General features: G+C 69.5%; 18 protein-coding genes. 7 read left to right on the forward strand and 11 right to left on the reverse strand.

Features of this window, described 5'->3' with window-relative positions:
- Window positions 1-46 precede the first annotated feature (46 nt).
- The 3 genes from OV208_RS19455 to clpA all read left to right on the forward strand — a co-directional run bounded on the left by OV208_RS19455 (window position 47) and on the right by clpA (window position 3,898).
- Window positions 47-1,207, forward strand: coding sequence for a GNAT family N-acetyltransferase (locus OV208_RS19455; protein ID WP_267575337.1), 1,161 nt, complete (start codon window positions 47-49; stop codon window positions 1,205-1,207).
- 72 nt (window positions 1,208-1,279) lie between these two features.
- A complete protein-coding gene (locus OV208_RS19460; RefSeq protein WP_267575338.1) occupies window positions 1,280-1,606 on the forward strand; it encodes an ATP-dependent Clp protease adaptor ClpS in 327 nt (108 codons plus the stop codon).
- Window positions 1,607-1,609: 3 nt separating this feature from the next.
- Window positions 1,610-3,898 carry an ATP-dependent Clp protease ATP-binding subunit ClpA gene (gene clpA / locus OV208_RS19465; protein ID WP_267575339.1) on the forward strand — a complete coding sequence of 763 codons (2,289 nt, stop codon included), beginning with the start codon at window positions 1,610-1,612 and terminating at the stop codon, window positions 3,896-3,898.
- Window positions 3,899-3,984: 86 nt separating this feature from the next.
- Here the strand turns inward: clpA and OV208_RS19470 are convergent, their stop codons facing one another.
- The 8 genes from OV208_RS19470 to fabI all read right to left on the reverse strand — a co-directional run bounded on the left by OV208_RS19470 (window position 3,985) and on the right by fabI (window position 12,946).
- Complete coding sequence (locus OV208_RS19470; protein ID WP_267575340.1) at window positions 3,985-5,601, reverse strand: methyl-accepting chemotaxis protein; 1,617 nt, start codon at window positions 5,599-5,601, stop codon at window positions 3,985-3,987.
- A gap of 103 nt (window positions 5,602-5,704) precedes the next feature.
- Entirely contained in the window at window positions 5,705-6,763 is a 1,059-nt protein-coding gene (locus tag OV208_RS19475; RefSeq protein ID WP_420715030.1) for a chemotaxis protein CheB, read from the reverse strand.
- Window positions 6,764-6,765: 2 nt separating this feature from the next.
- Window positions 6,766-8,946, reverse strand: a complete 2,181-nt coding sequence (locus tag OV208_RS19480; RefSeq protein WP_267575342.1) for a hybrid sensor histidine kinase/response regulator — start codon at window positions 8,944-8,946, stop codon at window positions 6,766-6,768.
- A gap of 58 nt (window positions 8,947-9,004) precedes the next feature.
- Window positions 9,005-9,481 carry a chemotaxis protein CheW gene (locus OV208_RS19485; protein WP_267575343.1) on the reverse strand — a complete coding sequence of 159 codons (477 nt, stop codon included), beginning with the start codon at window positions 9,479-9,481 and terminating at the stop codon, window positions 9,005-9,007.
- Complete coding sequence (locus OV208_RS19490; protein WP_267575344.1) at window positions 9,478-10,710, reverse strand: CheR family methyltransferase; 1,233 nt, start codon at window positions 10,708-10,710, stop codon at window positions 9,478-9,480. The genes OV208_RS19485 and OV208_RS19490 overlap by 4 nt, the downstream gene beginning before the upstream one ends.
- Window positions 10,707-11,573 carry a response regulator gene (locus OV208_RS19495; protein ID WP_120545334.1) on the reverse strand — a complete coding sequence of 289 codons (867 nt, stop codon included), beginning with the start codon at window positions 11,571-11,573 and terminating at the stop codon, window positions 10,707-10,709. The genes OV208_RS19490 and OV208_RS19495 overlap by 4 nt, the downstream gene beginning before the upstream one ends.
- A gap of 4 nt (window positions 11,574-11,577) precedes the next feature.
- Window positions 11,578-11,955: a response regulator gene (locus OV208_RS19500; protein WP_267575345.1), complete on the reverse strand. Its 378-nt coding sequence runs from the start codon at window positions 11,953-11,955 to the stop codon at window positions 11,578-11,580.
- 160 nt (window positions 11,956-12,115) lie between these two features.
- On the reverse strand, window positions 12,116-12,946 hold the full coding sequence (fabI, locus tag OV208_RS19505) for an enoyl-ACP reductase FabI (RefSeq protein ID WP_267575346.1): 831 nt from the start codon (window positions 12,944-12,946) through the stop codon (window positions 12,116-12,118).
- Window positions 12,947-13,284: 338 nt separating this feature from the next.
- Here fabI and OV208_RS19510 point away from each other — a divergent pair, with 338 nt between their 5' ends.
- The 3 genes from OV208_RS19510 to OV208_RS19520 all read left to right on the forward strand — a co-directional run bounded on the left by OV208_RS19510 (window position 13,285) and on the right by OV208_RS19520 (window position 17,748).
- A complete protein-coding gene (locus OV208_RS19510; protein WP_267575347.1) occupies window positions 13,285-16,170 on the forward strand; it encodes a 2-oxoglutarate dehydrogenase E1 component in 2,886 nt (961 codons plus the stop codon).
- The gene (odhB, locus tag OV208_RS19515) at window positions 16,160-17,380 is read left to right on the forward strand and encodes a 2-oxoglutarate dehydrogenase complex dihydrolipoyllysine-residue succinyltransferase (RefSeq protein WP_267575348.1); all 1,221 of its coding nucleotides are present in this window, start codon (window positions 16,160-16,162) and stop codon (window positions 17,378-17,380) included. The genes OV208_RS19510 and odhB overlap by 11 nt, the downstream gene beginning before the upstream one ends.
- A gap of 164 nt (window positions 17,381-17,544) precedes the next feature.
- Complete coding sequence (locus OV208_RS19520; protein WP_267575349.1) at window positions 17,545-17,748, forward strand: cold-shock protein; 204 nt, start codon at window positions 17,545-17,547, stop codon at window positions 17,746-17,748.
- A gap of 117 nt (window positions 17,749-17,865) precedes the next feature.
- Here OV208_RS19520 and OV208_RS19525 read toward each other — a convergent pair whose 3' ends face one another.
- A complete protein-coding gene (locus OV208_RS19525; protein ID WP_267575350.1) occupies window positions 17,866-20,082 on the reverse strand; it encodes a S9 family peptidase in 2,217 nt (738 codons plus the stop codon).
- Window positions 20,083-20,200: 118 nt separating this feature from the next.
- On the opposite strand from OV208_RS19525, the gene OV208_RS19530 reads away from it, so the two are divergent.
- Complete coding sequence (locus tag OV208_RS19530) at window positions 20,201-20,980, forward strand: hypothetical protein (RefSeq protein ID WP_267575351.1); 780 nt, start codon at window positions 20,201-20,203, stop codon at window positions 20,978-20,980.
- A 9-nt stretch (window positions 20,981-20,989) separates the two neighbouring features.
- Here the strand turns inward: OV208_RS19530 and OV208_RS19535 are convergent, their stop codons facing one another.
- Together OV208_RS19535 and OV208_RS19540 are read right to left on the reverse strand one after the other, a co-directional pair.
- Window positions 20,990-22,753, reverse strand: coding sequence for a BamA/TamA family outer membrane protein (locus OV208_RS19535; protein WP_420715034.1), 1,764 nt, complete (start codon window positions 22,751-22,753; stop codon window positions 20,990-20,992).
- Between the two features lie 318 nt (window positions 22,754-23,071).
- A complete protein-coding gene (locus OV208_RS19540) occupies window positions 23,072-23,941 on the reverse strand; it encodes an ABC transporter substrate-binding protein (protein ID WP_267575352.1) in 870 nt (289 codons plus the stop codon).
- Window positions 23,942-24,051: the final 110 nt, after the last annotated feature.

The raw sequence follows: 24,051 nt of genomic DNA on the forward strand, positions 1-24,051 counted from the left end.
TGGCGGCAGGCGGCACCCGACGTTATAGGCTGGGGCTCGGCCCGCCATGTCCGCCACGCTTCCCACCACGCTGCGCCTGCTCACGTCCATCACCGACGTCCCCCAGACGGCCTGGGACGCGCTGGTGGACCCAGGCTCCATGCCCTTCCTCGAGTGGGCCTTCCTGGCCGCCCTGGAGGAGAGCGGCACCGTGGTGCCCGAGCGCGGCTGGCACCCCCGCCACTTCACCCTTTGGAGGGGCTCCCGGCTGGTGGCCGCCGCGCCCGCGTACCTGAAGGACGACAGCCACGGGGAGTTCGTCTTCGACGCCGCCTGGGCCACCGCCGCCGAACGCGCCGGCCTGCGCTACTACCCCAAGCTGGTGCTCGCCGTGCCCTTCACCCCCGCCACCGGCCGCCGCGTGCTGGTAGCCCCCGGTGAGGACCGCCCGTCGCGCGAGGCGGAGCTGTACGACGCCGCCCTGGAGTACGCCCGCGCCGAGGGGCTCTCCAGCATCCACGTCCTCTTCCCCACCCCGGAGGAGCTGCCGGTGCTGGAGGCCCAGGGCTACGTCGTGCGCCTGGGGGTGCAGTACCAGTGGACCAACGCGGGCTACCGGACGTTCGACGACTTCCTTGCCCGCTTCCACTCCAAGCGGCGCCACCAGCTCAAGCGCGAGGTGGCTGCCCCGGAGGCCCAGGGCATCACCTTCCGCACCCTGCGGGGCGAGGCGCTGGAGGAGCTGGACCCGGCGAGCGCGTACCGGCTCTATGTGACGACGGTGGACCGCTACCCGTGGGGTGTGCGGTCGCTGACCCCGGACTTCTTCGCCCGGCTGCTCGGACGCTTCCGGCACCGGTGTGAGTTCGTGGAGGCGTGGCGGGAAGGCCGGCGGGTGGCGGGCGCGTTCAATTTCATCGGGCCGCGCACGCTGTTCGGTCGTTATTGGGGAGCGCTCGAGGAGCACCCGTTCCTGCACTTCAACGTCTGCCTCTACCAACCGGTGGCGGCGTGCATCGCGCGGGGGCTGGAGCGCTTCGAGCCAGGGGCCGGGGGAGAGCACAAGCTCACCCGGGGATTCGAGCCGCACCTCACGTACAGTGCGCATCTCTTCCTCCACCCCGGGATGGACCGGGCGGTGCGCGGCTTCCTGGCGCACGAGCGGGCGGCCGTCGAAAGCGGCCTGCCGCTCTGGTGGGCGGAGACGGGATTCAAGGAGCGGGTCTGAGGTTTCTCATCTGAGTCATCTCAAAGGCCCGCCACAGGTTCGCGAAGCGAAGGCAAGGGAGTCCGCAAGCCCATGGCGCAGAAGCACCAACATGATGACGGCCAGGTCGTCACGGAGGCCGTCCCCAAGCAGAAGCTGAAGAGGCCGACGCTCTACAAGGTCCTCCTGCACAACGACAACTACACCACGCGGGAGTTCGTGGTGGCCGTGCTCAAGGAGATCTTCCACAAGTCGGAGACGGATGCCGTGCAGATCATGATGCACGTTCATTTCAACGGCATCGGAGTGGCGGGCGTTTATACCTACGACGTCGCCGATACGAAGCTCAAGACAGTGGAGGCCGCGGCGCGGGACAACGGGTTCCCCCTGCGGCTGTCCATGGAACCCGAGGAAGGCTGAACCGTGGCAGGACCATCGATTGCCAAAGAGTTGCAGGCCAGCTTCCGCACCGCGCTCGACGAGGCGCGGAAGATGCGCCACGAATACCTGACGCTGGAGCACCTGCTCCTGGCCCTCACCCGTGACTCGCGCACCCGCGAGGTGCTCAAGGCCTGTGGCGCCAACGTCAAGCGCCTGCAGGAGAACCTGACCTCCTTCCTGGAGGAGACGGTCGAACGGCTGCCCGACGACGTGGACGCCGAGCCCCAGCAGACCATCGGCGTGGAGCGCGTGCTCCACCGCGCCGCCATGCACGCCCTGTCCGCCGAACAGAAGTACATCGACGGGGGCGACGTGCTGGTCGCCATGTTCCGCGAGGAGGAGAGCCAGGCGCTCTTCCTGCTCCAGCAGGAGGGCGTCACCCGCCTGGACCTGCTCAACTTCATCTCCCACGGCATCAGCAAGGACGGCGAGTCCGACGGGGCCACCGACAGCCGCGCCGCGCCCGCCGGGGATGACGAGGACGGCGAGTCCTCGCGCAAGAGTCCGCTGGAAGCGTACGCCGTGCAGCTCAACGTGGAGGCGAAGGCGGGCCGCATCGATCCGCTCATCGGCCGCGACAAGGAGCTGGAGCGCACCATCCAGGTGCTCTGCCGCCGCCGCAAGAACAACCCGCTCTACGTGGGTGAGGCCGGCGTGGGCAAGACGGCCATCGCGGAGGGCCTGGCGCTCCACATCACCGAAGGCCGCGTGCCGGCCGCGCTGAAGGATGCGGTCGTCTACTCGCTGGACATGGGCGCGCTGCTCGCGGGCACCAAGTTCCGCGGCCAGTTCGAGGAGCGCCTCAAGGGCGTGCTCAAGGCGTTGCAGGAGCTGCCGGACGCCATCCTCTTCATCGACGAGATCCACACCATCGTCGGTGCCGGCGCCACGAGCGGCGGGTCCATGGACGCGTCCAACCTGCTCAAGCCCGCGCTGGCGTCAGGCCGGTTGCGCTGCATCGGGTCCACGACGTTCCAGGAGTTCAAGGCGTCCTTCGAGCGCGACCGCGCGCTGTCCCGCCGCTTCCAGAAGATTGAAGTGGACGAGCCCAGCGTGGAGGACACCATCAAGGTCCTGGAGGGCCTGCGCAGCCGCTACGAGGAGCACCACCACGTGAAGTACGGCGAGGGTGCGCTCCAGGCGGCGGCGGAGCTGGCGGCCAAGCACATCAACGACCGGTTCCTGCCGGACAAGGCCATCGACGTCATTGACGAGTCGGGCGCGGCCGAGCGGCTGAAGCCGGACGGCGTGCGCACCGGCATCGTCAGCGCGCACGACGTGGAGCAGGTCGTCTCCAAGATGGCGAAGATTCCGGCCAAGAGCGTGTCCGCCAGCGAGGGCGTGCAGATCCAGAACCTCGACAAGGAGCTCAAGGGCGTCATCTTCGGCCAGGACAAGGCCATTGAAGAGATGGTCAGCGCCATCAAGCTGTCGCGCTCCGGCCTGCGTGCGCCGGAGAAGCCCATTGGCAGCTTCCTCTTCTCCGGCCCCACGGGCGTGGGCAAGACGGAGCTGGCGAAGCAGCTGGCGGTAAGCCTGGGCGTGGAGTTCCTGCGCTTCGACATGAGCGAGTACTCGGAGAAGCACACGGTGAGCCGGCTCATCGGAGCGCCCCCGGGCTACGTGGGCTTCGACCAGGGTGGCCTGCTCACGGACTCCGTGCGCAAGCACCCGTACGCGGTGCTCGTGCTGGATGAAATCGAGAAGGCCCACCCGGACCTCTTCAACATCCTGCTCCAGGTGATGGACCACGCGACGCTCACCGACAACAACGGTCGCAAGGCGGACTTCCGCAACATCATCCTCATCCTGACCACGAACGCAGGCGCGCAGGAGATGAGCACCAAGGCCATGGGCTTCGGTGACAGCCAGGTGGTGGTGGACGGCTCGCGGGCGAAGAAGGCCATCGAGCGCACCTTCACGCCGGAGTTCCGCAACCGGCTGGACGGATGGATTCTCTTCTCCGGCCTGCCCGCGGACATCATCCTCAAGGTGGTGCACAAGGAAGTGCGGCTGCTCCAGAAGGTGCTCGACGAGAAGAAGGTCAAGCTGGAGCTCACGCAGGCGGCTTATGCGTGGCTGGCGGAACACGGCTACGACCCGGCCTTCGGCGCGCGCCCCATGGCCCGGCTGGTGGACAACACCATCAAGAAGCAGCTCGCGGAGGCCCTGCTGTTCGGCGCCCTCAAGGGCGGCGGCATCGCCCGCTTCGACGTGGTGGACGACGCGCTGAAGCTCGTCACCGAGTCCGCCGTGGCCGTCCCCGCTTAAGCGCGCTGACCGTTGGAAACACCGAGGCCCCGGGCTCCCTTGCGAAAAGGAACTCGGGGCCTTCGTGTTTCCGGAAGTCGGGACGGCTACCCCTTCTTCGACTCCACCTTGTACGCGCCCACGGCGTTGGAGAGCTGTTCGGAGATGATTTGAAGCGTGGTGGCCGCCTCCCCGGTGGATCCGATGCGGGCCACGGTGTCGTCCATCATCCGGGACAAATCATTCACCGCGAGGGTGATTTGATTGATGCCCACGTTCTGCTGGTTCACCGCGGCGGCGATCTGCCGGACGGCGGCGGCGTTGTCCTGGACGATGGAGGACAGCTCACGCAGGTTCTGCCCGCTGGTGCGCACCTGCTCCAGGCCTGCCTCCATGCGCTCCGCGCCGCGCTCGGTGATGCGCACCGCGGCGGTGACGGAGTTGGCGATGTCGTCCAGCAGCTCCCGCACCCGCGTGGTGGCCTGGATGGACTGGTCCGCCAGCGCGCGGATTTCACGGGCCACGACGCTGAAGCCCTTGCCGTGCTCACCTGAGCGCACCGCCTCAATGGCCGCGTTGAGCGCGAGCATGTTGGACTGGTCCGCCAGGTCCTTCACCGTCTGGGTGATGCCGCCAATCTGACGCGTGCGCTCGCCCAGTTCGAGGATCTTCTCCGCGATCTCCCCCACCTGCGCGCGGATGTCGTTGAGGCCCGCCATCGTCTGCTCGATGGAGGCCTCGCCCGCCTTGGCCAGGGTGTCGGCGCGCTCGGCCACGCTGAGCACGCTCTCCGCCTTCTGCGCGGCCAGCGTGGAGGTCTGCTTGATTTCCTGCGCCGTCACCTGCGTTTCCTGCAGCGCGGCGGCCTGGCGCGAGATGGTCTGCGCCTGCTCCGTGGAGGACGCGTTGAGGTGCTCGGTGGACTGCGTGAGCGCGGTGGCCGCGTGCTGGAGGTTGATGGTCACCTCGCGCAGCTTGCCCACCATCTGCGAGAAGGAATTGGACAGCCGTCCCACCTCGTCCTTGCCCCGGATGGTGATGGGCCGGGTGAGGTCTCCGGACTCCACGATGTGGCCCGCCACCGACGTGAGCTCCGCCAGGGGCCGCACGATGCTCCGGCCGAACAGCGCCGCCACCACGACGCCGCACAGCTCCAGCAGCAGCGCGAACAGCAGCATCCGCCAGCGCAGCACCTCCACCTTCGCGTCGATGTATTCGCGCGCCATGCCCACGTGCACGGTGCCCAGCCGCCCCTGCGCCACCGGCGCCGCCACGTCCAGGCCCACCAGGGTCCGGCCGCCCCGCTGCAAGCGCACCTCGGGGATGACGCGCAGGCCATCCTTGCCCACCACGGCCGGGGCCTCGGTGGCGACCTTCAGCGCCTCCGGGAAGGCGCCATTGAAGGTGTGCACCACCACCTTGCCGCCCGGCTCCTGGATGAAGAGGTACGCCAGGTCCTCGCGCCCCATGAACGGCTGCAGCAGGGGCTGGAGCGACGGCATGCGCGCGGCCATGCCCTGCTCCGCGGCGATGGACAGGCCCAGCGCCACGGCCTCCCCTTCGATGATGTGGCGCTCCTCCAGGTTGGATTCCAACTGGCTGGTCGCGATGAAGGTGAGGAGCACGGCCACGGTGGCGCTGATGACCGCCGTGACGAGCACGAACTTCGGCGCGAGCCCGAGCCCCCGCAGGAAGGAGACGTCGAGCGAAGGGGTCGGCTTCACGGGAGCACTCCCTGGACAACGCGTTCAGACGGCCGGCCGTCGGGCGACAGCCGACAGGGACAACGCACGGGCCCGCGGATTCCTGGCGACGGGCGCGGGGGAATCATCGCAAGCCGCCATCCGGCGGGCGGCCAGGCCGGAACGTCGGCCGCTGGCAGCTCTGGAGGATGAGGTCCGCCACCGCCGTCAGGGGCACCCCACCGTCGGTGGCCTTCAGCTCCAGCGCGGCGCGCGGCATGCCGTAGACGACGCTCGACGCCTCGTCCTGCGCGAAGGTGACGCCCCCGGCGGTGCGGATGGCCAGCAGGCCCCGCGCGCCGTCCTCGCCCATGCCGGTGAGGACGCCGCCGCCACAGCGCCGGCCATACGCCGCCGCCAGCGAGTGCAGGAGCACGTCCCCGTTGGGGCACGGTCCGCCCTGGGTGCGCTGCAGCCGGGCCAGCCCCGCGCTGTCCACCAGCAGGTCATGGCCATCCAGCGGGAAGTACACCCGGCCCGGCTGTAGCTGCTCACCGTCGCGCGCCATGGTGACGTTGAGCGAGCACACCTGCGACAGCCAGCGCACCATGCCCTGCGTGAAGCCCACCGTGATGTGCTGGGCGATGAGCACCGGCACCGGCAGGTCCTTGGGCAGCTTGGAGAGCACCTCCGCCAGCGCGGGAGGACCGCCCGTGGAGGCCACCAGGCCGAAGACATCCACCCGCGCCCCGGTGGGCATGGGCAGGGGCGGCGCGGCGCGCGGACGGCGGGAGATGACGGGCACCTCCGCCATCAGGCACACCGAGTGGGCCAGCTCCCGGCCCCACTTGCGCAGCTCGTCCGCGTTGGTGACGTTGGGCTTGCCGATGAGCTCCAGCGCCCCGGCGCTCATCGCTTGAAAGCCCAGGTCCACGCCCCGCTGCTCCGCCACGGCGCTCACGACCAGGATGCGCGCGGGCGCCTGGGACATGATGTGGCCGATGGCCGCCGGGCCGTCCAGGCCGGGCAGGAGCAGGTCCATGGTGATGACGTCCGGACGCAACAGGCGCGCGAGCTGCACGGCGCGGTTGCCGTCCGCCGCGCGGCCCACGACTTCGATGCGAGGCTCCTCCGTGAGGAGGGCGGTGAGCGTGCTGGCCATGGTGGGCGAGTCGTCCACCACGAGCACGCGAATCTTCTTCATGCTCAAGCGCGGCTCCCGCGGCGGCTCATCACGTCCAGCACTTCAGCGAGCAGGCGGCCCGCGGCGCATTCGCGCTTGCTCAAGAAGCCATCCGCGCCGGACTCCAGCCCCCGCTCGCGCGCGGACGGGCTGTCGTGCGCGGACACCAGGATGACCGGCAACGTGCGCGTCTCCTTCTTCTCGCGCAGCCGCGCGATGAGCTCCGTGCCGTCCATCTCTTCCATGTCCAGGTCGCAGATGACGACGTCATAGGTGTCCGCGGCCAGCCGCTCCAGCGCCCGGGGTCCGCTGGCCGCCAGGTGCACCTGGAAGCCGCCGGCCTCCAGGCTGGCCCGGTGCAGCGCTCTCGCGGTGAGCGAGTCGTCCACCACCAGCGCCCGCCGGCTGCCCGCCGACACGGTCACCTTCTCCGAATCCGACACCACCCAGTCCGGCCGGAGGATGAGCAGCAGCTCGCCGCGGCTGAGCGTCGCAGCGCCCTGCCAGGCCGCCACGTCGCGCACCTCCGAGGGCAGCGGGCGGATGACCAGGTCCCGGTCCCCCACCACCGCGTCCACCACCAGGGCCACGCGCTTGCCACCGCTCTGGACGATGAGCAGCGGCTGGCCTTCGGCGGGAGGCGTCGACGCGCGCAGGCCCAGCCGCGCGCCCAGGTCCACCACCGGCAACAACTGGCCCAGGTGCTCCAGGTGCGCCCGGCGCTTGCCCAGGCGCAGCGAATCCGCGCGCGCCAACTGCGTGGACTCCACCGCCAACATGGGCAGGCCCACGAACTGCTCCAACACGCGAACCATCAGCACCGGAGAGCTGCCCAGGTCCACCGGCAGCGTGAGCACGAAGCGCGTGCCCTGCCCGCGAGTGCTGGCCACCTCGATGCGGCCCTGGAGGGACTCCACCGTGGCGCGCACCGCGTCCAGGCCCACGCCGCGCCCGGAGGTGTCCGTCACGTCCGAGCGGGTGCTGAAGCCCTCGCTGAAGATGAGGTCGCGCACCTGGTTGTCGTTGAAGCGCACGAGATCATCCGCCGTCGCCAGTCCGCGCTTCTCCGCCACCCGGCGCACCGCCTGCAGGTCGATGCCGCGCCCGTCGTCGGACGCCTCCAGGTAGAGCAGGTTGCCCTGCTGCTCCACGCGCAGCGTGAGCGCGCCCTCGTGGTGCTTGCCGGCCTTCTCGCGCTCGGAGGGCATCTCCAGGCCGTGGTCCACCGCGTTGCGCAAGAGGTGCACGAGCGCGCCCTGGAGCTTCTCCAGGAGGCGCCGGTCCAACGACACCTCCGCGCCCACCACCGACAGCCGCGCCTCCTTGCCCAACTGGCGCGACAGGTCGCGCACCATGCGCTGCAGGGGCTCCAGGATGGTGCGCGTGGGGCGCGTGGTGATGGCCTTGAGGCCGTCCTCCAGCGCGTCCACGATGTCGCTTGTCTCCTCGCCGTCGGTGCGCAGCGAACGGCCCGTGCCAGACAGGAGCGTGCGCGCCTCCGCCGTCTCCGCCAGCAGGCCCTGCTTGGCGAGCAGCGTGGACACCCGCTCCAGCTCGCGGCTGCGCTCCTCCACCCGCAGGCGCACTTCCCGGAGGCGCTCCACCTCGCGCATCAGCGACGTCACCTGCCGCGCGCTCACGCGCCAGCCGGCGTCCGTCGACTCGCCCTGGTGGTCCGGCGTCGGTGGCCCGCCCGCGGAGCCCTGCGACAGGCCCTGCATGCCGGTATCCACGGACGTCTGAGGCACGGGCACCACCTGCGCGAAGGCCCCACCCGGCAGCGCGGCGGCGGCCTCCGGCGGCGGCGCGGCCGCGACCAGTTGGGCCAGCGCGGCGGCGGGGTCCGGCAGCAATTCACCCCGGCCATCCGCGTGCGCCTGCGCGCGCAGCATGAACAGGTCCAGCCCGTGCAGCAGGATGTCCACCACCGTGCGCGGCATCTTCTGCGTGGTGGCCTTCAGCGGCGCCAGCGCGTCTTCCAGCTTGTGGGCGATGTCGCCCAGGTCCTGGAGGCCCAGCGACGCGGCGCTGCCCTTCAGCGTGTGCAGGTGCCGGCCCAGCCGGATGTAGATCTTCGCGAGCGCGTCGTTCTCCAGGCCCTCGCGCTCCAACTCCAGCAGGTCCATGGTGACCTTCTGGATGACCTCCTGCGCCTCGATGGCGAAGCCCGCCACCAACGGCTGCAGCATCGGATCAACGGCCATGGCGCACCCCCGCATCCGGCACGGAGAAGAGGCGCTTCGGGTCGATGAGGTGGATGAGCTACCGGTCGTGGGTGAAGACCTCCATCACCGGCCCCTCGGCCCGGACCCGCGCGGCCTCCACCGATGCGAGCGACAACGTGGTGGGTCGCGGAATCGCCTCGCAGTCCAGCGCGCACAGTTCGCCGTCGCCCCGGTCCACCACCAGCAGCACGGCGGGGTCCTGCCGCCACCCGTGACCGCCCAGCAGCGACGCGAGGCTCAGCGCGGAAAGCACCTGGCCCTGGAATCTCAGCACCCCGATGACGGCGGGCTCCGACAGCGGCACGGGCGTCACCATGCGCAGGGGCAGCGCGGCCCGCAGCGACTCCAGGGGCAGCGCGTAGCGCTCCTCGCCCAGCGGGAACTCGGCGATCCAGTGGACCGCCTCCTCCACGGACGACTCGCCCTGCTCGCGCAGGCGTGCGGCCCGGCGCGCGAGCAGATCGCGCGTCTCCTCCTCCAGGGCCTCGTCCACCATCCGCGGCGTCCCCTTCATTCCAGCGCCCCCAGATTCAGGTAGGCGTCAGCGGACGCCAGATAGAAGCGCGCAGGCAGCGCCTCCGGTCCATCCACCAATTCGTCCGGCGGCAGTTGTCCCGCCCGCGAGCGCAGGGCGCGCATCAACGGGAAGGCCGCGTCCCGGGCCCCGGCGCGCTCGCGCAACAGCGCCAGCTCCAGCAGGCCCGGCAGGTAGTCCGGCGCCTGCTTCACGAGCAGCTCCAGCACCGCGGTCGCTCCGGACACGTTGCCTTCCTCTATGCGCTCCAGCGCCTGCAGGTGCAGTCGCGCGGGAGGCGGCGGCGGGGACGGCGGCGGCGCGGGCGGGGTCGGCAGCGGCGCTGACAGCCGGCGCGGCGGCGGGGTGACGCGGGAGGTGACCGCCGGCTGCGGCGGGGGCAGCGTCATGAAGGTGCGCTCTTCAACGCGGGGTTTGCGGAACGCCTGCAGCTCCGGAGGCCCTTCGCGCGTCAGCCCTGTCGGACCGCGGTCCACCTCCACCGTGCCCAGGAACAACAGCCCCCCCGGCGTCAGGCTGCGCGCCAGATGCCCGATGGCCGCGTCGCGCGCGGACGGCGAGAAGTACGTGAGCACGTTGCGGCAGAGGATGAAGTCGAACAGGCCAAAGCGCTCCGGCAGCGGCGCCAGCAGGTTCGCGGGCGCGAAGCGGGTGACCTTGCGCACCTCCGGGACGATGGACACCTGACGCCCGCCGTGGGGCTCGTAGACGCTGTGCAGCGCGGGCGCGGACTCGCGGCGGGACCACGCGCCGTAGGTGCCGCGCCGGGCGGCCTCCAGGCTGGCCTCGTGCAGGTCGGTGCCCACCACCTCCACCGGCATCCCCGGGGGCGCGCACGCCAGCAGGCACGCGGCCAGCGAGTACGCCTCCTCGCCGGTGGCGCAGCCCGCGCTCCAGCCGCGCAGGTGCATGGCGCCGTGGCGCAGCGCGGACGGCACGCCCTCCGTGGCGATGAAGCGGAAGTGCTCCGGCTGGCGGAAGAAGTACGTCTCCCCCACCAGCACCGCGCGCACCAGCGTGTAGGCCAGGGGAGAGCCCAGTTGCTGCAATTCGCTCAGGACCTCCGTGGGCACGCGACCCCGGGCCAGCTCCGCGCGCAGCACGCGTTCCACCGCCTCCTGGGCGATGGCGTCATCACGAAAGCCAGTGGTGTCCGCCACCACTTCCCGGGCGCGGGCCAGCAGCCGAGGGTCGAGCCCTGCACTCATGCGCTCCGCTCTTCCTCCACCGGCGCGAGCAGCGCGGGCAGGTCGCGCAGGAGTCCCCGCGCGATGAACACCTTCGGATCCAGGATGGGCAGCGCGCGCCCACCGACGCGCAACATGCCCAGCAGTCCCTCTTGCAGCAGGCCGTGCTCCGCGCCGCCCACCTTCTCGCGCCGGTCGATCTCCGTGGCCTGGAACTCCTCCGGATCCCGCACGGTGTCCACGGTGAGCGCCAGCGACACCCCTTCGGCTTCGATGACCACCAGCATCCGCTCCGCGATGGCCACCTGGTGCTTCACGCCCAGCCGCAGCGCCACATCCAGCACGCACACCGCATGGCCGCGCAGCTCCACGTATTCGCGCAGGTAGGACGGCCCCGTGGGCAGCGGCCGCGTCGCCGGCTGCAACAGGACCTCCTTCACGGAGTCCAGCGGCACGGCGAACTCGCGCTCGCCCACCGACAAGCGCAGGACGAGCATGGCGCCCGAACGCGAGCGGCGACGCGCGGACTCCAGGGCCTCGCCCACGAGGTTGAGCAGCTCATCCGCGCGGAAGGGCTTGGGCAGGAACGCCTCCGCGCCCAGGCCCAGGCACGCCTCCGCGCGCTGCTTCTCCGACGAGATGATGATGACCGGGATGTCCGTCGTCGCGACATCCGACTTCATCCGCTGGAGCACCTCGTCGCCGTCCATCTCCGGCATGGACAGGTCCAGCAGCACCGCCGCCGGGCGCAGCCGGCCCACCTTCTCCAGCGCCTCACGCCCGTTGCTGGCCGTGTGGATGGTGTAGTGCCCGGAGAGGATGGCCCGCTCCAGCGCCAGGATGGCGTCGCTGTCGTCGACCAGCAGGAGGGACGGCAGGCTCACGGCATCACACCTTGTTCAGGAACTGACACACCGTCTTGGTCAGCTCGTCGTGCGAAACGGGTTTCTTGATGAACGCGTTGGCCCCGGCCTCCGTGCCGCGCTGGCGCAGGTCCTCGCCCTTCTCCGCCGTCAGCAGGATGACGGGCACGCTCTTCACCTGTGCCTGGGCACTGGCGCGCACCTCCTTCACGAAGGTGATGCCGTCCATGTTCGGCATGTTGATGTCGGCGATCACCAGACTCACCGGCACCAGTCGCAGCAGTTGGAGAGCGCGCGCCGCGTCCTCCGCCTCCACGATGCTGATCTTGAGGTTCATCAGGTAGATCTTGAGGATGTTGCGGACGGTCGGGCTGTCGTCCACCAGCAAGACGTTGGTACTCACTGTGCCACGGCTCCTCGCACAGGCTCCGCGAAGTGCGGAGAGGTCTGCGCTGCATGGGTGATCCTACCGTGAGCGCTTCGATGGGCGGAAGCGGGGGGCCCCCGACCGCCGGGAAGCCGGGCAGGCAAATGTTGGGTCTTTCCGGGAAGGTTGGGAGGAATCAGCCCTCCTTGGGCGTAGGGGTCGCCAGGACCCCTTCGGCCCCCTCCACCGTGTCCACCGGAGGCGCGCCCACCGAGTGATAACCACCGTCCACGTGAACCATTTCACCCGTCGTGCTGGGCATCCAGTCCGACAGCATGGCGCACGCCGTCCTGGCCACATGATCGTGGCTGTCCTTGTCGCTCCAGCCCAGCGGCGCCTGCTTGCCCCAGTACTGCGCCAGAGCCTTGAACCCCGGAATCCCCTTCGCGGCGATGGTGGCCAGGGGGCCGGCGGCCAGCGCGTTGACGCGAATGCCCTTGGGGCCCAGGTCGCGCGCCAGGTAGCGCACCGTGGCCTCCATGGCCGCCTTGCACACGCCCATCCAGTCGTAGATGGGCCACGCCTGCCGGTTGTCGAAGTCCAGCGCGACGATGGCGCTGCCCGGCGGCATCAGCGGCGCGCACGCCATGGCCAACTCCTTCACGGAGAAGGCGGAAATGCGGAACGCGGTCTGCACGCTCTCCCACGGGGTGTTGAGGAAATTGCCGCCCAGCGCGTCCTCCGGCGCGTACGCGATGGCGTGCAGCACACCGTCCACGCGGCCCCACTTCTCTCGCAGCGTCTGCGTCAGGGCCGGGAAGTGCTCCGGGTTCGTCACATCCAGCTCCAGCACCTCCGTGCCGGGCTTGAGCCGCTTCGCGCTGCGCTCCGTGAGCGACTTCGCCCGGCCAAAGCCGGTGAGGATGATTTCCGCACCCTGCGCCAGCGCGTGTTCGGCGATGCCGAAGGCCAGCGACTGCGGGGTGAGCACGCCGGTGATGAGCAGCTTCTTGCCCTGGAGGAGCATGTCGGTACGTTCTCGCAAGAGAAGAGGAAAGGAGGGGGCGCGTGCTTACCACTCCTTGGCCTCCGGCAGGGGCCCCCGGACCCGATTCCGGTCCAAGTCCGGATGGCCCGCGCGAGGCATGCCGTGGGTGTAGGTCCGTTCGGCATGCCGGCCGCCCCGGCCTTCTTTTGAGCTCCTTCCAGCCGAGGGAATCCGGTCTTCATTGAAGCTGGGCTCACGTGGGGCATGACTCCATCTGCTCCCCCGGACGAAGACAGGCGGCCGGGCGCGGGGGGCTTCAACAAACCTGAGGCGAAAACCCCCCAACGCGGCGCCCTTCCAGTAAAAGACCCCCCGCCATGGCGAATTTCCAGGACAGCTTCCTCTCTGGTGCCAACATCGACTTCATCGAGGGGCTCTACGCGCGCTTCCTTGATGATCCCGGCAGCGTGGACCCGAGTTGGCGCGAGGTATTCGAGCGCAACAACGGCACGGGCCGCCCCATCTTCAACGCGAAGCAGCTGGAGGCCCCCGCGCCCGTCGTCCCCGAGGGCAAGGGCAAGGGCAAGGCGAACGGAGCCGTGCAGGCCCCGGCCGCCGCCGTCGCGCCCGCGGCCCCGGTCGCGCCCGCGCAGGACATCGGGTTGCAGTCGAAGGTGGACCAGGCCATCACCGCCTTCCGGCTGCGCGGCCACCTGCGCGCGACGCTTGACCCGCTCGAGCGCCCGCGCCCGCCCCTGGGGCACATCGCGGACGTGGCGCTGATGGATGAGAATCACTTCAACGCCAAGGAGTTGGAGCAGGCGGTGGAGTGCAACAACGTCTTCCCGCAGCAGCGCGTGCGCCTGTCGGACCTGGTGACGCGGCTGCGCCGCACGTACTCCGGCCACATCGGCGTGGAGTTCATGCAGATGCTCGACAGCGAGCGTCGCCGCTGGCTCATGCAGCGCATGGAGCACAGCGACAACCGCACGCCGTTCTCCGTGGAGGAGCAGCGGCACATCCTCACAAAGCTGTCGTACGCGGAGGGCTTCGAGCACTTCCTGCACACGAAGTACGTGGGCGCCAAGCGCTTCAGCCTGGATGGCGGCGAGTCCCTCATCCCCATGCTGGACGCCCTGCTGGAAGTCGGCAGCGCCATGGGGCTCAAGGAGCTGGTCATCGGCATGGCCCACCGCGGCCGCCTCAACGTGCTGACGAACATCCTGGGCAAGAAGCCGGATCAGATCTTCAGCGAGTTCGACGGTCCCAAGGACCCCAAGGCGTACCTGGGCCGGGGCGACGTGAAGTACCACATGGGCTTCTCGTCGGACCACGCCACGCGCTCGGGCAAGAACGTGCACCTGTCGCTGGCCTTCAATCCCAGCCACCTGGAATGCGTGGGCCCCGTGGTGGAGGGCCGCGTGCGCGCCAAGCAGGACCGGGGCGGCGACGCGGAGCGCACGGGCGTGATGCCCCTGCTCATCCACGGCGACGCGGCCTTCATCGGGCAGGGCGTCGTCGCGGAGACGCTCAACTTCGCGGGCCTCAAGGGCTACACGACGGGCGGCACGGTCCACGTCATCATCAACAACCAGGTCGGCTTCACCACCGACCCGTCGGACTCGCGCTCCAGCATCTACGCCACCGCCATCGCACAGATGTTGGACATCCCGGTGTTCCACGTGAACGGGGATGACCCGGAGGCGTGCGTCCACGCGGCGAAGCTCGCGGCGGAGTACCGCCAGACCTTCAAGAGCGACGTGGTCATCGACCTCATCTGCTACCGCCGCTACGGCCACAACGAGGGCGACGACCCGTCCTTCACCCAGCCGTCGATGTACGAGATCATCCGCAAGCACCCGCCCGTGCGCGCGCTGTACGCGAAGGCGCTGGCGGAGCAGGGCCGCATCCCCGCGGAGGAGTCCGACGCGCTCAAGCAGCGCTGCTACCAGGACTTCGACGCGGCGCTCACCCGCGCCCGCCAGGAGAGCCAGTTCAAGGAGCCCAACGCGCTGGAGGGCTTGTGGACGAAGTACAAGGGCGGCCTGCTGAAGAACGCGCCCCAGGTGCCCACCGCGGTGGAGAAGGCGACGCTGCGCGACGCGCTCCAGAAGCTGGCCACCGCGCCCGAGGGCTTCCAGGTGCACCGCGACGTGGAGCGCACCGTCCTCAAGAAGCGCCAGGGCATGCTGGAGACCGAAGAGCTGCAGTGGAGCGAGGGCGAATCCCTGGCCTACGCCACGCTGCTGTCGGAGGGCTACGTCATCCGCCTGTCTGGCCAGGACAGCGAGCGCGGCACCTTCAGCCACCGCCACGCGGTGCTGCACGACGTGCAGACGGGCGGGGAGTTCACCCCGCTGCGGCAGTTCGCCACCGGCAAGGCGGCGTTCAACGTCTACAACAGCCCGCTGTCGGAGATGGGCGTGCTGGGCTTCGACTACGGCTACAGCCTGGACGTGCCGGACGGCCTCACCATCTGGGAAGCCCAGTTCGGTGACTTCGCCAACGGCGCGCAGATCATCATCGACCAGTTCATCGCGGCGGCGGAGAGCAAGTGGCGCCGTCTGAGCGGCATCACGCTGCTCCTGCCGCACGGCTACGAAGGCCAGGGCCCGGAGCACTCCAGCGCGCGCCTGGAGCGCTTCCTGGACCTGTGCGCCGAGGACAACCTCCAGGTCTGCTACCCCACCACGCCCGCGCAGATCTTCCACCTGCTGCGCCGCCAGGTGCTGCGCCCGGTGCGCAAGCCGCTGGTCATCATGTCGCCCAAGAGCCTGCTGCGCCGCCCTGAGGCGACCAGCCGCATGGACGACCTGGCGACGGGCGCGTTCCAGGAGATCATCCTGGATGCGAAGGCGGATCCGGCGAAGGTGAAGCGGCTGCTCCTGTGCAGCGGCAAGGTCTACTACGACCTGGCCAAGGCCCGGGACGAGCGCAAGGACGACACCATCGCCATCGTGCGGGTGGAGCAGCTCTACCCGTTCCCGCACGACGAGCTGTCCAACCTGGTGGCGAAGCTGCCCCAGTTGCAGGAGCTGTACTGGGTGCAGGAAGAGCCCCGCAACGCGGGCGCCTGGCACTTCATGTTCCCGCGCCTGCACGACCTGGTTTCCGGCCGCGCGCAGCAGCAGCCGGTGAAGTTGGGTTACATCGGCCGTGCCGAGGCCGCGAGCCCCGCCACCGGCTTCCCCAAGACGCACGATTACGAGCAGCAGCTCATCATCGAAGAAGCCATCCTCCGAGGAACCCAGAATGGCCGTTGAACTGAAAGTCCCGCCCCTCGGTGAGTCCATCACCGAGGCCGTCGTCGGCAAGTGGAACAAGAAGCAGGGCGACACCGTCGCCGCGGATGAGCCGCTCGTCGTGCTGGAGACCGACAAGGTCACCATCGACGTGCCGTCTCCCGCCGCCGGCAGCATCGCGTCCATCGCCTTCAAGGAGGGCGACAAGGTCCGCGTGGGTGAGGTGCTGGGCACCATCGAGGCCGGAGGCGCCGGTGCCGCCGCCGCGTCTCCCGCCGTCGCCGCCGCCACGCCCGCGCCCGCCCAGGCCGCAGCCCCGGTGCAGTCCGCGCCGGCCGCCGCCAGCGACGCGCGCATCACCCCCACCGCGAAGAAGATGGCGGAGGAGAACCAGGTGGACGTGGGCCAGTTGAAGGGCTCCGGCACCGGTGGCCGCATCGTGAAGGAGGACGTGCTGGGGCAGATCAACCGCCCGGCCGCGCCCACCCAGGCCCCCGCCCCCGCCGCGCCGTCCGGCCCGCGTCCCAACGCCGCGCGGGAAGAGCGCGTGCGCATGACGCCGCTGCGCAAGCGCGTCGCCGAGCGCCTGCTCCAGGCCCAGTCCAACGCCGCCCTGCTCACCACCTTCAACGAGGTGGACATGGGCGAGGTGATGGCGCTTCGCAAGAAGTACAACGACAAGTTCCAGGCGAAGCACGGCGTGAAGCTCGGGTTCATGAGCTTCTTCATCCGCGCGTCGGTGGAGGCCCTCAAGGCGTTCCCGCAGATCAACGCGGAGATCGACGGCGAGGACGTCATCTTCAAGCACTACTACGACATCGGCGTCGCCGTGAGCGGCAGCCGCGGTCTCGTGGTGCCGGTGGTGCGCGACGCGAACAAGCTGTCGCTCGCGGAGTTGGAGAAGACGGTCGGTGACTACGGCGGTCGCGCTCGCAATGACAAGCTGACCCTGCCGGACTTGCAGGGCGGCACGTTCACCATCACCAACGGCGGCATCTTCGGTTCCATGCTGTCCACGCCCATCCTGAACCCGCCGCAGACGGGCATCCTGGGCATGCACAACATCGTGGACCGCCCGGTGGCGCGTGATGGTCAGGTCGTCATCCGGCCCATCATGTTCATCGCGCTCACGTACGACCACCGTCTGGTGGACGGCCGCGAAGCGGTGCAGTTCCTGGTGCGTGTGAAGGAATGCATCGAGGACCCGGAGCGCCTGCTCCTGGACATCTGACCCACTCCTCCGCACAGGGTTGTGCGGAGCGGGAAGACGGGCATTCCCCGGGGGCCGGCTGGACTTCCAGTCGGCCCTTTGACTACAAATAGGTCCGTCTCCCCGGTCGTCGGGCAGAACGGGCAGCCCTCCCCATGGCGGCCCTGCAAACGCAAGGAAGCGCAATGGCAACTGGCTCCGTGAAGTGGTTCAACGACGCGAAGGGCTTCGGCTTCATCACCCAGGACGGCGGCGGCGAAGACGTGTTCTGCCACCACAGCGCCATCAACATGGATGGGTTCCGCACGCTGGCCGAAGGCCAGAAGGTGGAGTTCGAAGTCACCAAGGGCCCCAAGGGCCTGCAGGCGCAGAACGTCCGCGCGGCGTGAAGTGATGCGTCGTCGTCAGCCAATCCTCACGGACTGGTTGAACTGAAGAGGCCCGGAACCCCACGGTAGGGGATCCGGGCCTCTCCATTTTTCGGAGGCTGTGTCTGTCTTCAGGCGCTACTTCAGGTTCTGCTGGAAGTGCGCCATCACGCGCTCGTACTGGCGTTCCGTGACGAGCGGATCCGGCACCATGTGCGTCAGGCCACTCAAAGGCAGCAATTGGTGCGGCTTGCCGGCGCGGAAGAGCGCGTCCGACAGCTTCAGCGTGTGGAAGAAGTAGACGTTGTCGTCCGCGGTGCCGTGCAACAGCAGCAGCGCGCCGATGGGGGCGTCCTTCTTCGCGTACGTGAGCAGGCTGCTGACCTCATACGCCTGGGGCGTCTCTTCCGGCAGGCCCAGGTAGCGCTCGGTGTAGTGCGTGTCGTAGTCACGCCAGTCCACCACCGGGGCGCCGGACACGGCGGCCTTGAAGAAGTCCGGGCGCTTCAGCACGGCCAGCGCGGCCATGTACCCGCCGAAGCTCCAGCCGGTGATGCCCACGCGCTTGAGGTCCATCTCCGGCACTTCCTTCGCCAGCGCCTGCACCGCTTCAATCTGATCATCCAGGGTGACGGTGGCGAAGTCGTGCTTCACCACGCGGTTCCACTCGGCGGTGCGCAGGGGCGTGCCGCGGCCGTCCACCTTGACGACGAGGAAGCCCTTGTCCGCCATCCACTGGCTGAGCAGGTGCGCGGCCATGGACTGGTGCACCACGGTGGTGGAGGGGCCCGCGTAGACCTCCACGATGACGGGCAGCTTGGTGCCGGGCTTGAAGTCACGCGGCTTCACCAGCGAGGTCCAGAACTTCTTCGACCCCACCTGCCGCACCTCGAAGTTCGGCGTGAAGGGCGGCTCCTGCGCCACCTCCGGCAGCTCGCCCAGCCTCGTGCCGTCGCCCTTCATCACCAGCGTGCGCGGCATGGCCTTGGGGCCCTGGGTGCTCAGGACGAACAGGCTGCCGTTCTTGGAGACCATGCCCATCTCCAGGCCCGGGCCGGTGTTGCCGGTGGCCACCTTCACCGGGGCGCCGCCGTCCTTCACGCGCCACATGTGGCTCTCGGTGGGGTTCGGGTCGCCGGAGAAGAAGAGCGTCTTGTCCGACTGCACGAAGCGGGCGAGGTTGCGGAAGCCCGCGTCCGGCTTCACCACGGAGCGCTCCAACTCACCGTTCGCGCGGCGCAGCTCCACCTCGGGGCCGCCGTTGCGCTCGGTGTACCAGAGGAAGCCGGAGCCATCCTCCAGCCACAGGGGGAAGTCCTGGTTGAGCTCCACCCACGCGGCGTCCTTCTCCGTGAGGAGCACGCGCGTCTTGCCGGTGGCGGGGTCCACCGCCAGCACCTGCTCCTCCGTCTGGAGGCGGTTCTGCACGAGCAGCGTGAGCGGCCCGCCCTTGTCCCACTTCACGGTGGCCAGGTACGGGTACTTCTGCGCGTCCCACTGCGCCCACACCGTCTTGCCGCCGGTGACGGGGGTGATGCCCAGGCGCACCTTGGCGTTGGGCTTGCCGGGGCGCGGATAGGGGAACACCTCCCCGCCCTTCTCCGGGTGCATCACGTCCACGATGGTGAGCTTCTCCACGTCGGCCGTGTCGGACTCCGTGTACGCGATGGACTTCGCGTCCGGGCTCCACCAGTAGCCGGAGAAGCGGCTCATCTCCTCCTGCGCGACGAACTCCGCCAGGCCGTGCGTCTTCTCGGCGGTGCCGCCCTTGGTGACGACCTTCTCCTGGTTGGAGGCCAGGTCCACCCGGTACACGTCGTTGCCTCGGACGTAGGCCACCTGCTTGCCGTCCGGGGACAGGCGCGGGTCGATGACGCCGGGGCCCGTCTTCACCTCCGTGGACTTGCCGGTGGCGCGGTCCACCACGTAGAGGCGGCCGGACAGGGGCACGAGCAGGCGGGTGCCGTCCTCGGACAGGCTGTAGGAGGTGAAGCCCCGGGCGCTCACGCGCATGCGCTCGCGGCGGGCCTTCTCCTCGGAGGTCAGCGTCTCCTCGGTGCCCTTGAGCAGGGCTTCGGGAGTGAGCAGCTCGCGCGCCTGCCCGTTGGCCACGTCGAACGCGTAGAGCATCTGCACGTTGGACGTGGGGGAGGTGCGCAGGAAGAGCACGGACTGCTCATCCGGGGTGATGCGCACTCCCGTGGGACGGCCGCTCTGGAAGCGGCGCGTTTCGGCGTACTGGCGCAGGAAGAGGTCCGGCTGCTTTTGCGAAGGGGCCATGGCGAGGGGCTTCAGCTCCTGTGCGAGGGCGGGGGCGCTCATGAGGAGGAGCGCGGCGGTGAGGGCTTGACGCATGCGTAGTTGAATCCCCGCGCGGGGCGGGGCTCCTTTCGCGGGAAGATGCGCGCAAGCCTACACTCCGGCCGCCGCGCGGCCCTCCCAACGTCCGGCCCCCGAGAGGATTCCCACCGCCATGCAGTCGGAAGATGACAACGCCTTGCGGCATCTGCGCCTTGCGGGCGTGGTGCGCCTGGGCCTGGGCGGAGGCCGGGGCCCCACGGACGCCTACGTGTTCGACCCGCACCGGCTCGCACTGCCAGCGTGGGCTTGTGCCCTGGGCGATGTAGGCCCCCCTGCCCTGCTGGTGACGTTGGATCGGCACCTGGATGTGGTGGTGCCCGCGAAGCCGGCGGAGATGCCGGACCGCTCCGCGGGCCTGCGTGCGCTGGATGAACATGCGCGCTGGCACCTGAACGTGCGCAACTACGACCACATCCTCGCGGCGATGGAGGCGAACCTCGTGGGGGACGCGCTGATCATCGCGCGCACGCGGCCCCGGGGCGCCTTCGCCGGGGACACCTACGTGGACACGCGGGGCCGTTCGCACCGGCTGGTGACGGTGACGACGGTGGACCGCGCGGCGGAGGCGTACCGGAACCCCGGCCCCACCGACCTCGTGCGCGACGTGCTGGAGGATGCGTCGAGCGTGCTGCTGGACGTGGACCTGGACTGCTTCACCACCTTGAGCGACGCGGATCCGACCACGGTGCTCCCGTGGCCCAAGGCCATCATCCGGGAGTTCCTGCTGCCCTCCGAGTCAGAGCCCTTCTGGGACGCGGTGCTGGGCAAGGCCGTCGCGCTGACGCTGGCGCGCGAACCCCACCACTGCGGCGGATTGCTCGCGTCCGGGGAGTTGTTCCGCGACGCGGCGGAGGTGCTCTTCCGGGAGCTGCTCCACGTGGAGCCTCCCTGAGCGCGTGGTTCAGGGCGAGTCGAGGAACGACGGGCGGTACTCGGTCACCTGTCCGCTGCTGAGCGACAGGCGGCTGCCCACGGGCGGCCGGTCCCCGTTGAGCACGTAGCCGAAGTCGATGCGGAACGGGAACACGTTGAACTGGGGGAACAGGATGCGCAGGCCCACGCCCACGGTGGTCACCATCTCGGGCCGCTTATTGAAGGCGCTGCCCGAGTCGAGGAAGAACACCCCGCCCAGATGCACCGTGCGCACGACGAGCGGCGTGGTGCGGTACTCCAGGTTCACGAGCAACAGCCGCTTGCCGGAGTATGCATCCACCGCCGCGCCGCGCAGGCCGTTGCTGCCGCCCAGCAGGCTCACGCGTTCGGACAGGTCGTCGATGTTCACGTCCAGCAGACCCCGCACCACGAAGCGCCCACCGAGCACGCGCGGCGACACCTGCACCAGCTCCGCTGCCCACCGCCGGTTGGTCCACCCTTCCTGGACGGTGTCCTCCTGGCCGCTGAATTGCCGGCGGATGGACGCGGCGGCGGACGCGGTGGTGAGCGCATCGCCCCAGTGCACGCGGTAGCGCAGGGACAGGCCGCCTTCGGCGAAGTGCGCGGCGGAGGGGAACACGGGCGGTGCGTAGCGCAGCTTGGCCACCACCGAATGCCCGAGCTGGAAGTCCTCCGACAGCGTGTACGAGTCCACGTTGCGGAGCACGTCGTAGCGGGCCTCGAAGGCACTGAGGGAGATGTTCGCGTACCCCGCGTCCTCCTGGCGCGGCAGGTAGTTGCTCCGGAACCAGTCCGTCTGCGCGTCGCTGAGATTGGACGCCACCGGCGGGGCGTAGGCGTAGTGGTAGGCGCCCGCGCCCAGGCCCAAGTTCCACTTGTAGCGCTGGCCGTAGGAGCGCGTGTACGTAGAGCCCACAGCCACCTCACGCGTGTTGTAGATGTACGGCACCGGGTCGCCGTCCGGGAACGGCAACTGCCAGATGTCCGCGCCCCGGAACTGGCGCGCGGTCTCCACGTTCCATGCGACGGACGAACTCAGGCTCCACGGCGTGGAGAGCGAATACAGCGGCCGGCTGACGGAGAGGCTTCCGCGCGAGCCTTCCGCTCGGCCCGTGTCGCGGTTGATCAGCACCGCGGCGGATTCGGAGAGCGACCAGCGGCTGCCGAGCACGCGTTGGTCCGTGTAGCTCTGCCCGAAGCTGAAGGTGTCCAGGCGGAGGATGAAGTCCACCGCCACCTTCTTGCCGCGCCCCAGGAAGTTCTGCTCCGTGCCCTGGAGGCGCAGGTAGAGCAACAGCGAGCCCACGGCGGAGAACTCGTTGTTGAGCCGCAGCGACCACAGGTCCTTGGTGACGACCAGCAGCGCGACCTTGTCGGGGGCGCTGCCCTTGATGGGAACGGCGCGCACGACGGAGAAGAGGCCCAGCTTGCGCAGGTTGCGCACCGACTCCGCGACGAGCGCTGGCGAGTACGGCTGACCCGGCGTCAGCAGCACTTCCTGCCGGACGATCTGGTCGCGGGTGCGGATGTGGAAGATGTTTAGCAGCGAGGGATAGGGGTCCATCGGCGCGACGACCTCCTCCGCGCTGACGACCACCTCCTCCAGCACCTTGCCCTCGGGCGCGGACTCCACCTGGCGCTCACTCTGCTTCAGGCCCCAGGCGATGAGCGCGTCCTCGTAGTTCTTGTTCGCGTCCACCGTGGGAGGCGCGGGCGCGTCCGTGCCTTCCGGGCCCACGGGCACCTGCTCTGAACGCGGCGGCGCGGGCACCTCCGCGTTCGACACGCCGGACGGCTTACCCTCCGGAGTCAGAACGGGAGCATCGGGAGAGGCCGCATCCTGGGGCCAGCCGGAACCCGCCCCTTCGGGCTGCTGCGCTGGAGACGCTTGTGCGCTGTCCGGACTTTCGCGCTCGGACTGCCGCGCCCACGGATCCTTCAATCCTTCGGCTTGAGCAAGGACCACGGCATCGCGCTCCCACGGCGCGGAAGTCCCGCCCGTCGCGGCGAGCACGGTGGACACCAGGACGAGCAGCGGAAGCGGCACGCGCGCATCCTGTCATGCGCCGCGCCCTCCGCCAGCCTCCCCTCACTCCAGCGCGGTGCGAAGATCTCCCGGACGGTGCATGGGCAGCTTCTCCCCCCGAGCGATGGCCCCCACGATGCGCGCCAGCTGATCCACCCCGTCCGTCAGCGCCGCCGGCCCCGGCTGGAGGATGTACGAGCTGCGCACCTCGTAGAGCTGGTCATCCACCACCGCCTGCACCCGGTCCCAGCCCGGCCGCGAAGCAATCTTGTCGCGCTTCGCCTTGCGCCCGCACCAGCTCGCGATGACGCCCTCCGGGTTCCTGCGCGCCACCTCCTCCGGTTCGAAGATGCGGCCCTTCGCCCCCTGCGACGCGCGCGACTCCTGGCACACGTCCTCCCCTCCCACCACCTCCACCAGCTCCGAACACCAGCGGATGCCGGAGATGAGCGGCTCGTGCCACTCCTCGAAGAAGATGCGCGGCCGCCTGGGCAGCGACTGCGCCGCGTCCGAGTGACGCTCCAGGTTCTTCTCCAGCTCCCCCGCCAACGCCTCCGCCGCCTCCGCGCGCCCCACCAACGCCCCGGTGAGCCGCACCGTCTGAAGAATCTCCGCGAGCGAGCGCTGGTTGAACAGGTACACGGGCACGCCGCGCTTGCACAGCTCCCGCCCGATGTCCGCCTGCAGGTCGGAGAAGCCCAGCACCAGATCCGGCTTCAGCTCCAGGATGCGCTCGAAGTTCGCGTCCAGGAACGAGCTCACCCGGGGCTTCTTGCGCGCCTCCGGAGGCCGCACCGTGAACCCCGACACGCCGACGACCAGCTCCCCCGCCCCGATGCGATAGAGCACCTCCGTCGTCTCCTCCGTCATGCACACCACCCGCCGCGGGTAGCGCGGCGCCGACGACAACAGCGAGGACAGATGGGCGTTCATCCCGGGGAACCTAACGCGCCCTCACGCCCTCCACCCGGGATGACGCATCGCACCAGTGGCCTCCCTCTGTGCGCCAGCGGACGCTGATTTTCCTGATTTCCGAACCGCTC

Origin of the sequence: Corallococcus sp. bb12-1, assembly GCF_026626765.1 — a bacterium.
In the GTDB taxonomy this organism is placed as follows: domain Bacteria; phylum Myxococcota; class Myxococcia; order Myxococcales; family Myxococcaceae; genus Corallococcus; species Corallococcus terminator.

Excerpts from the sequence above, each read along its gene's own strand:
- OV208_RS19525 (WP_267575350.1), bottom strand. The coding sequence starts at position 20,082 with ATGCGTCAAGCCCTCACCGCCGCGCTCCTCCTCATGAGCGCCCCCGCC.
- OV208_RS19455 (WP_267575337.1), top strand. The coding sequence starts at position 47 with ATGTCCGCCACGCTTCCCACCACGCTGCGCCTGCTCACGTCCATCACC.
- OV208_RS19490 (WP_267575344.1), bottom strand. The coding sequence starts at position 10,710 with ATGAGTGCAGGGCTCGACCCTCGGCTGCTGGCCCGCGCCCGGGAAGTG.
- OV208_RS19475 (WP_420715030.1), bottom strand. The coding sequence starts at position 6,763 with ATGAAGAAGATTCGCGTGCTCGTGGTGGACGACTCGCCCACCATGGCC.
- OV208_RS19485 (WP_267575343.1), bottom strand. The coding sequence starts at position 9,481 with ATGAAGGGGACGCCGCGGATGGTGGACGAGGCCCTGGAGGAGGAGACG.
- OV208_RS19540 (WP_267575352.1), bottom strand. The coding sequence starts at position 23,941 with ATGAACGCCCATCTGTCCTCGCTGTTGTCGTCGGCGCCGCGCTACCCG.
- OV208_RS19460 (WP_267575338.1), top strand. The coding sequence starts at position 1,280 with ATGGCGCAGAAGCACCAACATGATGACGGCCAGGTCGTCACGGAGGCC.
- OV208_RS19530 (WP_267575351.1), top strand. The coding sequence starts at position 20,201 with ATGCAGTCGGAAGATGACAACGCCTTGCGGCATCTGCGCCTTGCGGGC.
- odhB (WP_267575348.1), top strand. The coding sequence starts at position 16,160 with ATGGCCGTTGAACTGAAAGTCCCGCCCCTCGGTGAGTCCATCACCGAG.
- OV208_RS19520 (WP_267575349.1), top strand. The coding sequence starts at position 17,545 with ATGGCAACTGGCTCCGTGAAGTGGTTCAACGACGCGAAGGGCTTCGGC.
- fabI (WP_267575346.1), bottom strand. The coding sequence starts at position 12,946 with ATGCTCCTCCAGGGCAAGAAGCTGCTCATCACCGGCGTGCTCACCCCG.
- OV208_RS19510 (WP_267575347.1), top strand. The coding sequence starts at position 13,285 with ATGGCGAATTTCCAGGACAGCTTCCTCTCTGGTGCCAACATCGACTTC.
- OV208_RS19480 (WP_267575342.1), bottom strand. The coding sequence starts at position 8,946 with ATGGCCGTTGATCCGATGCTGCAGCCGTTGGTGGCGGGCTTCGCCATC.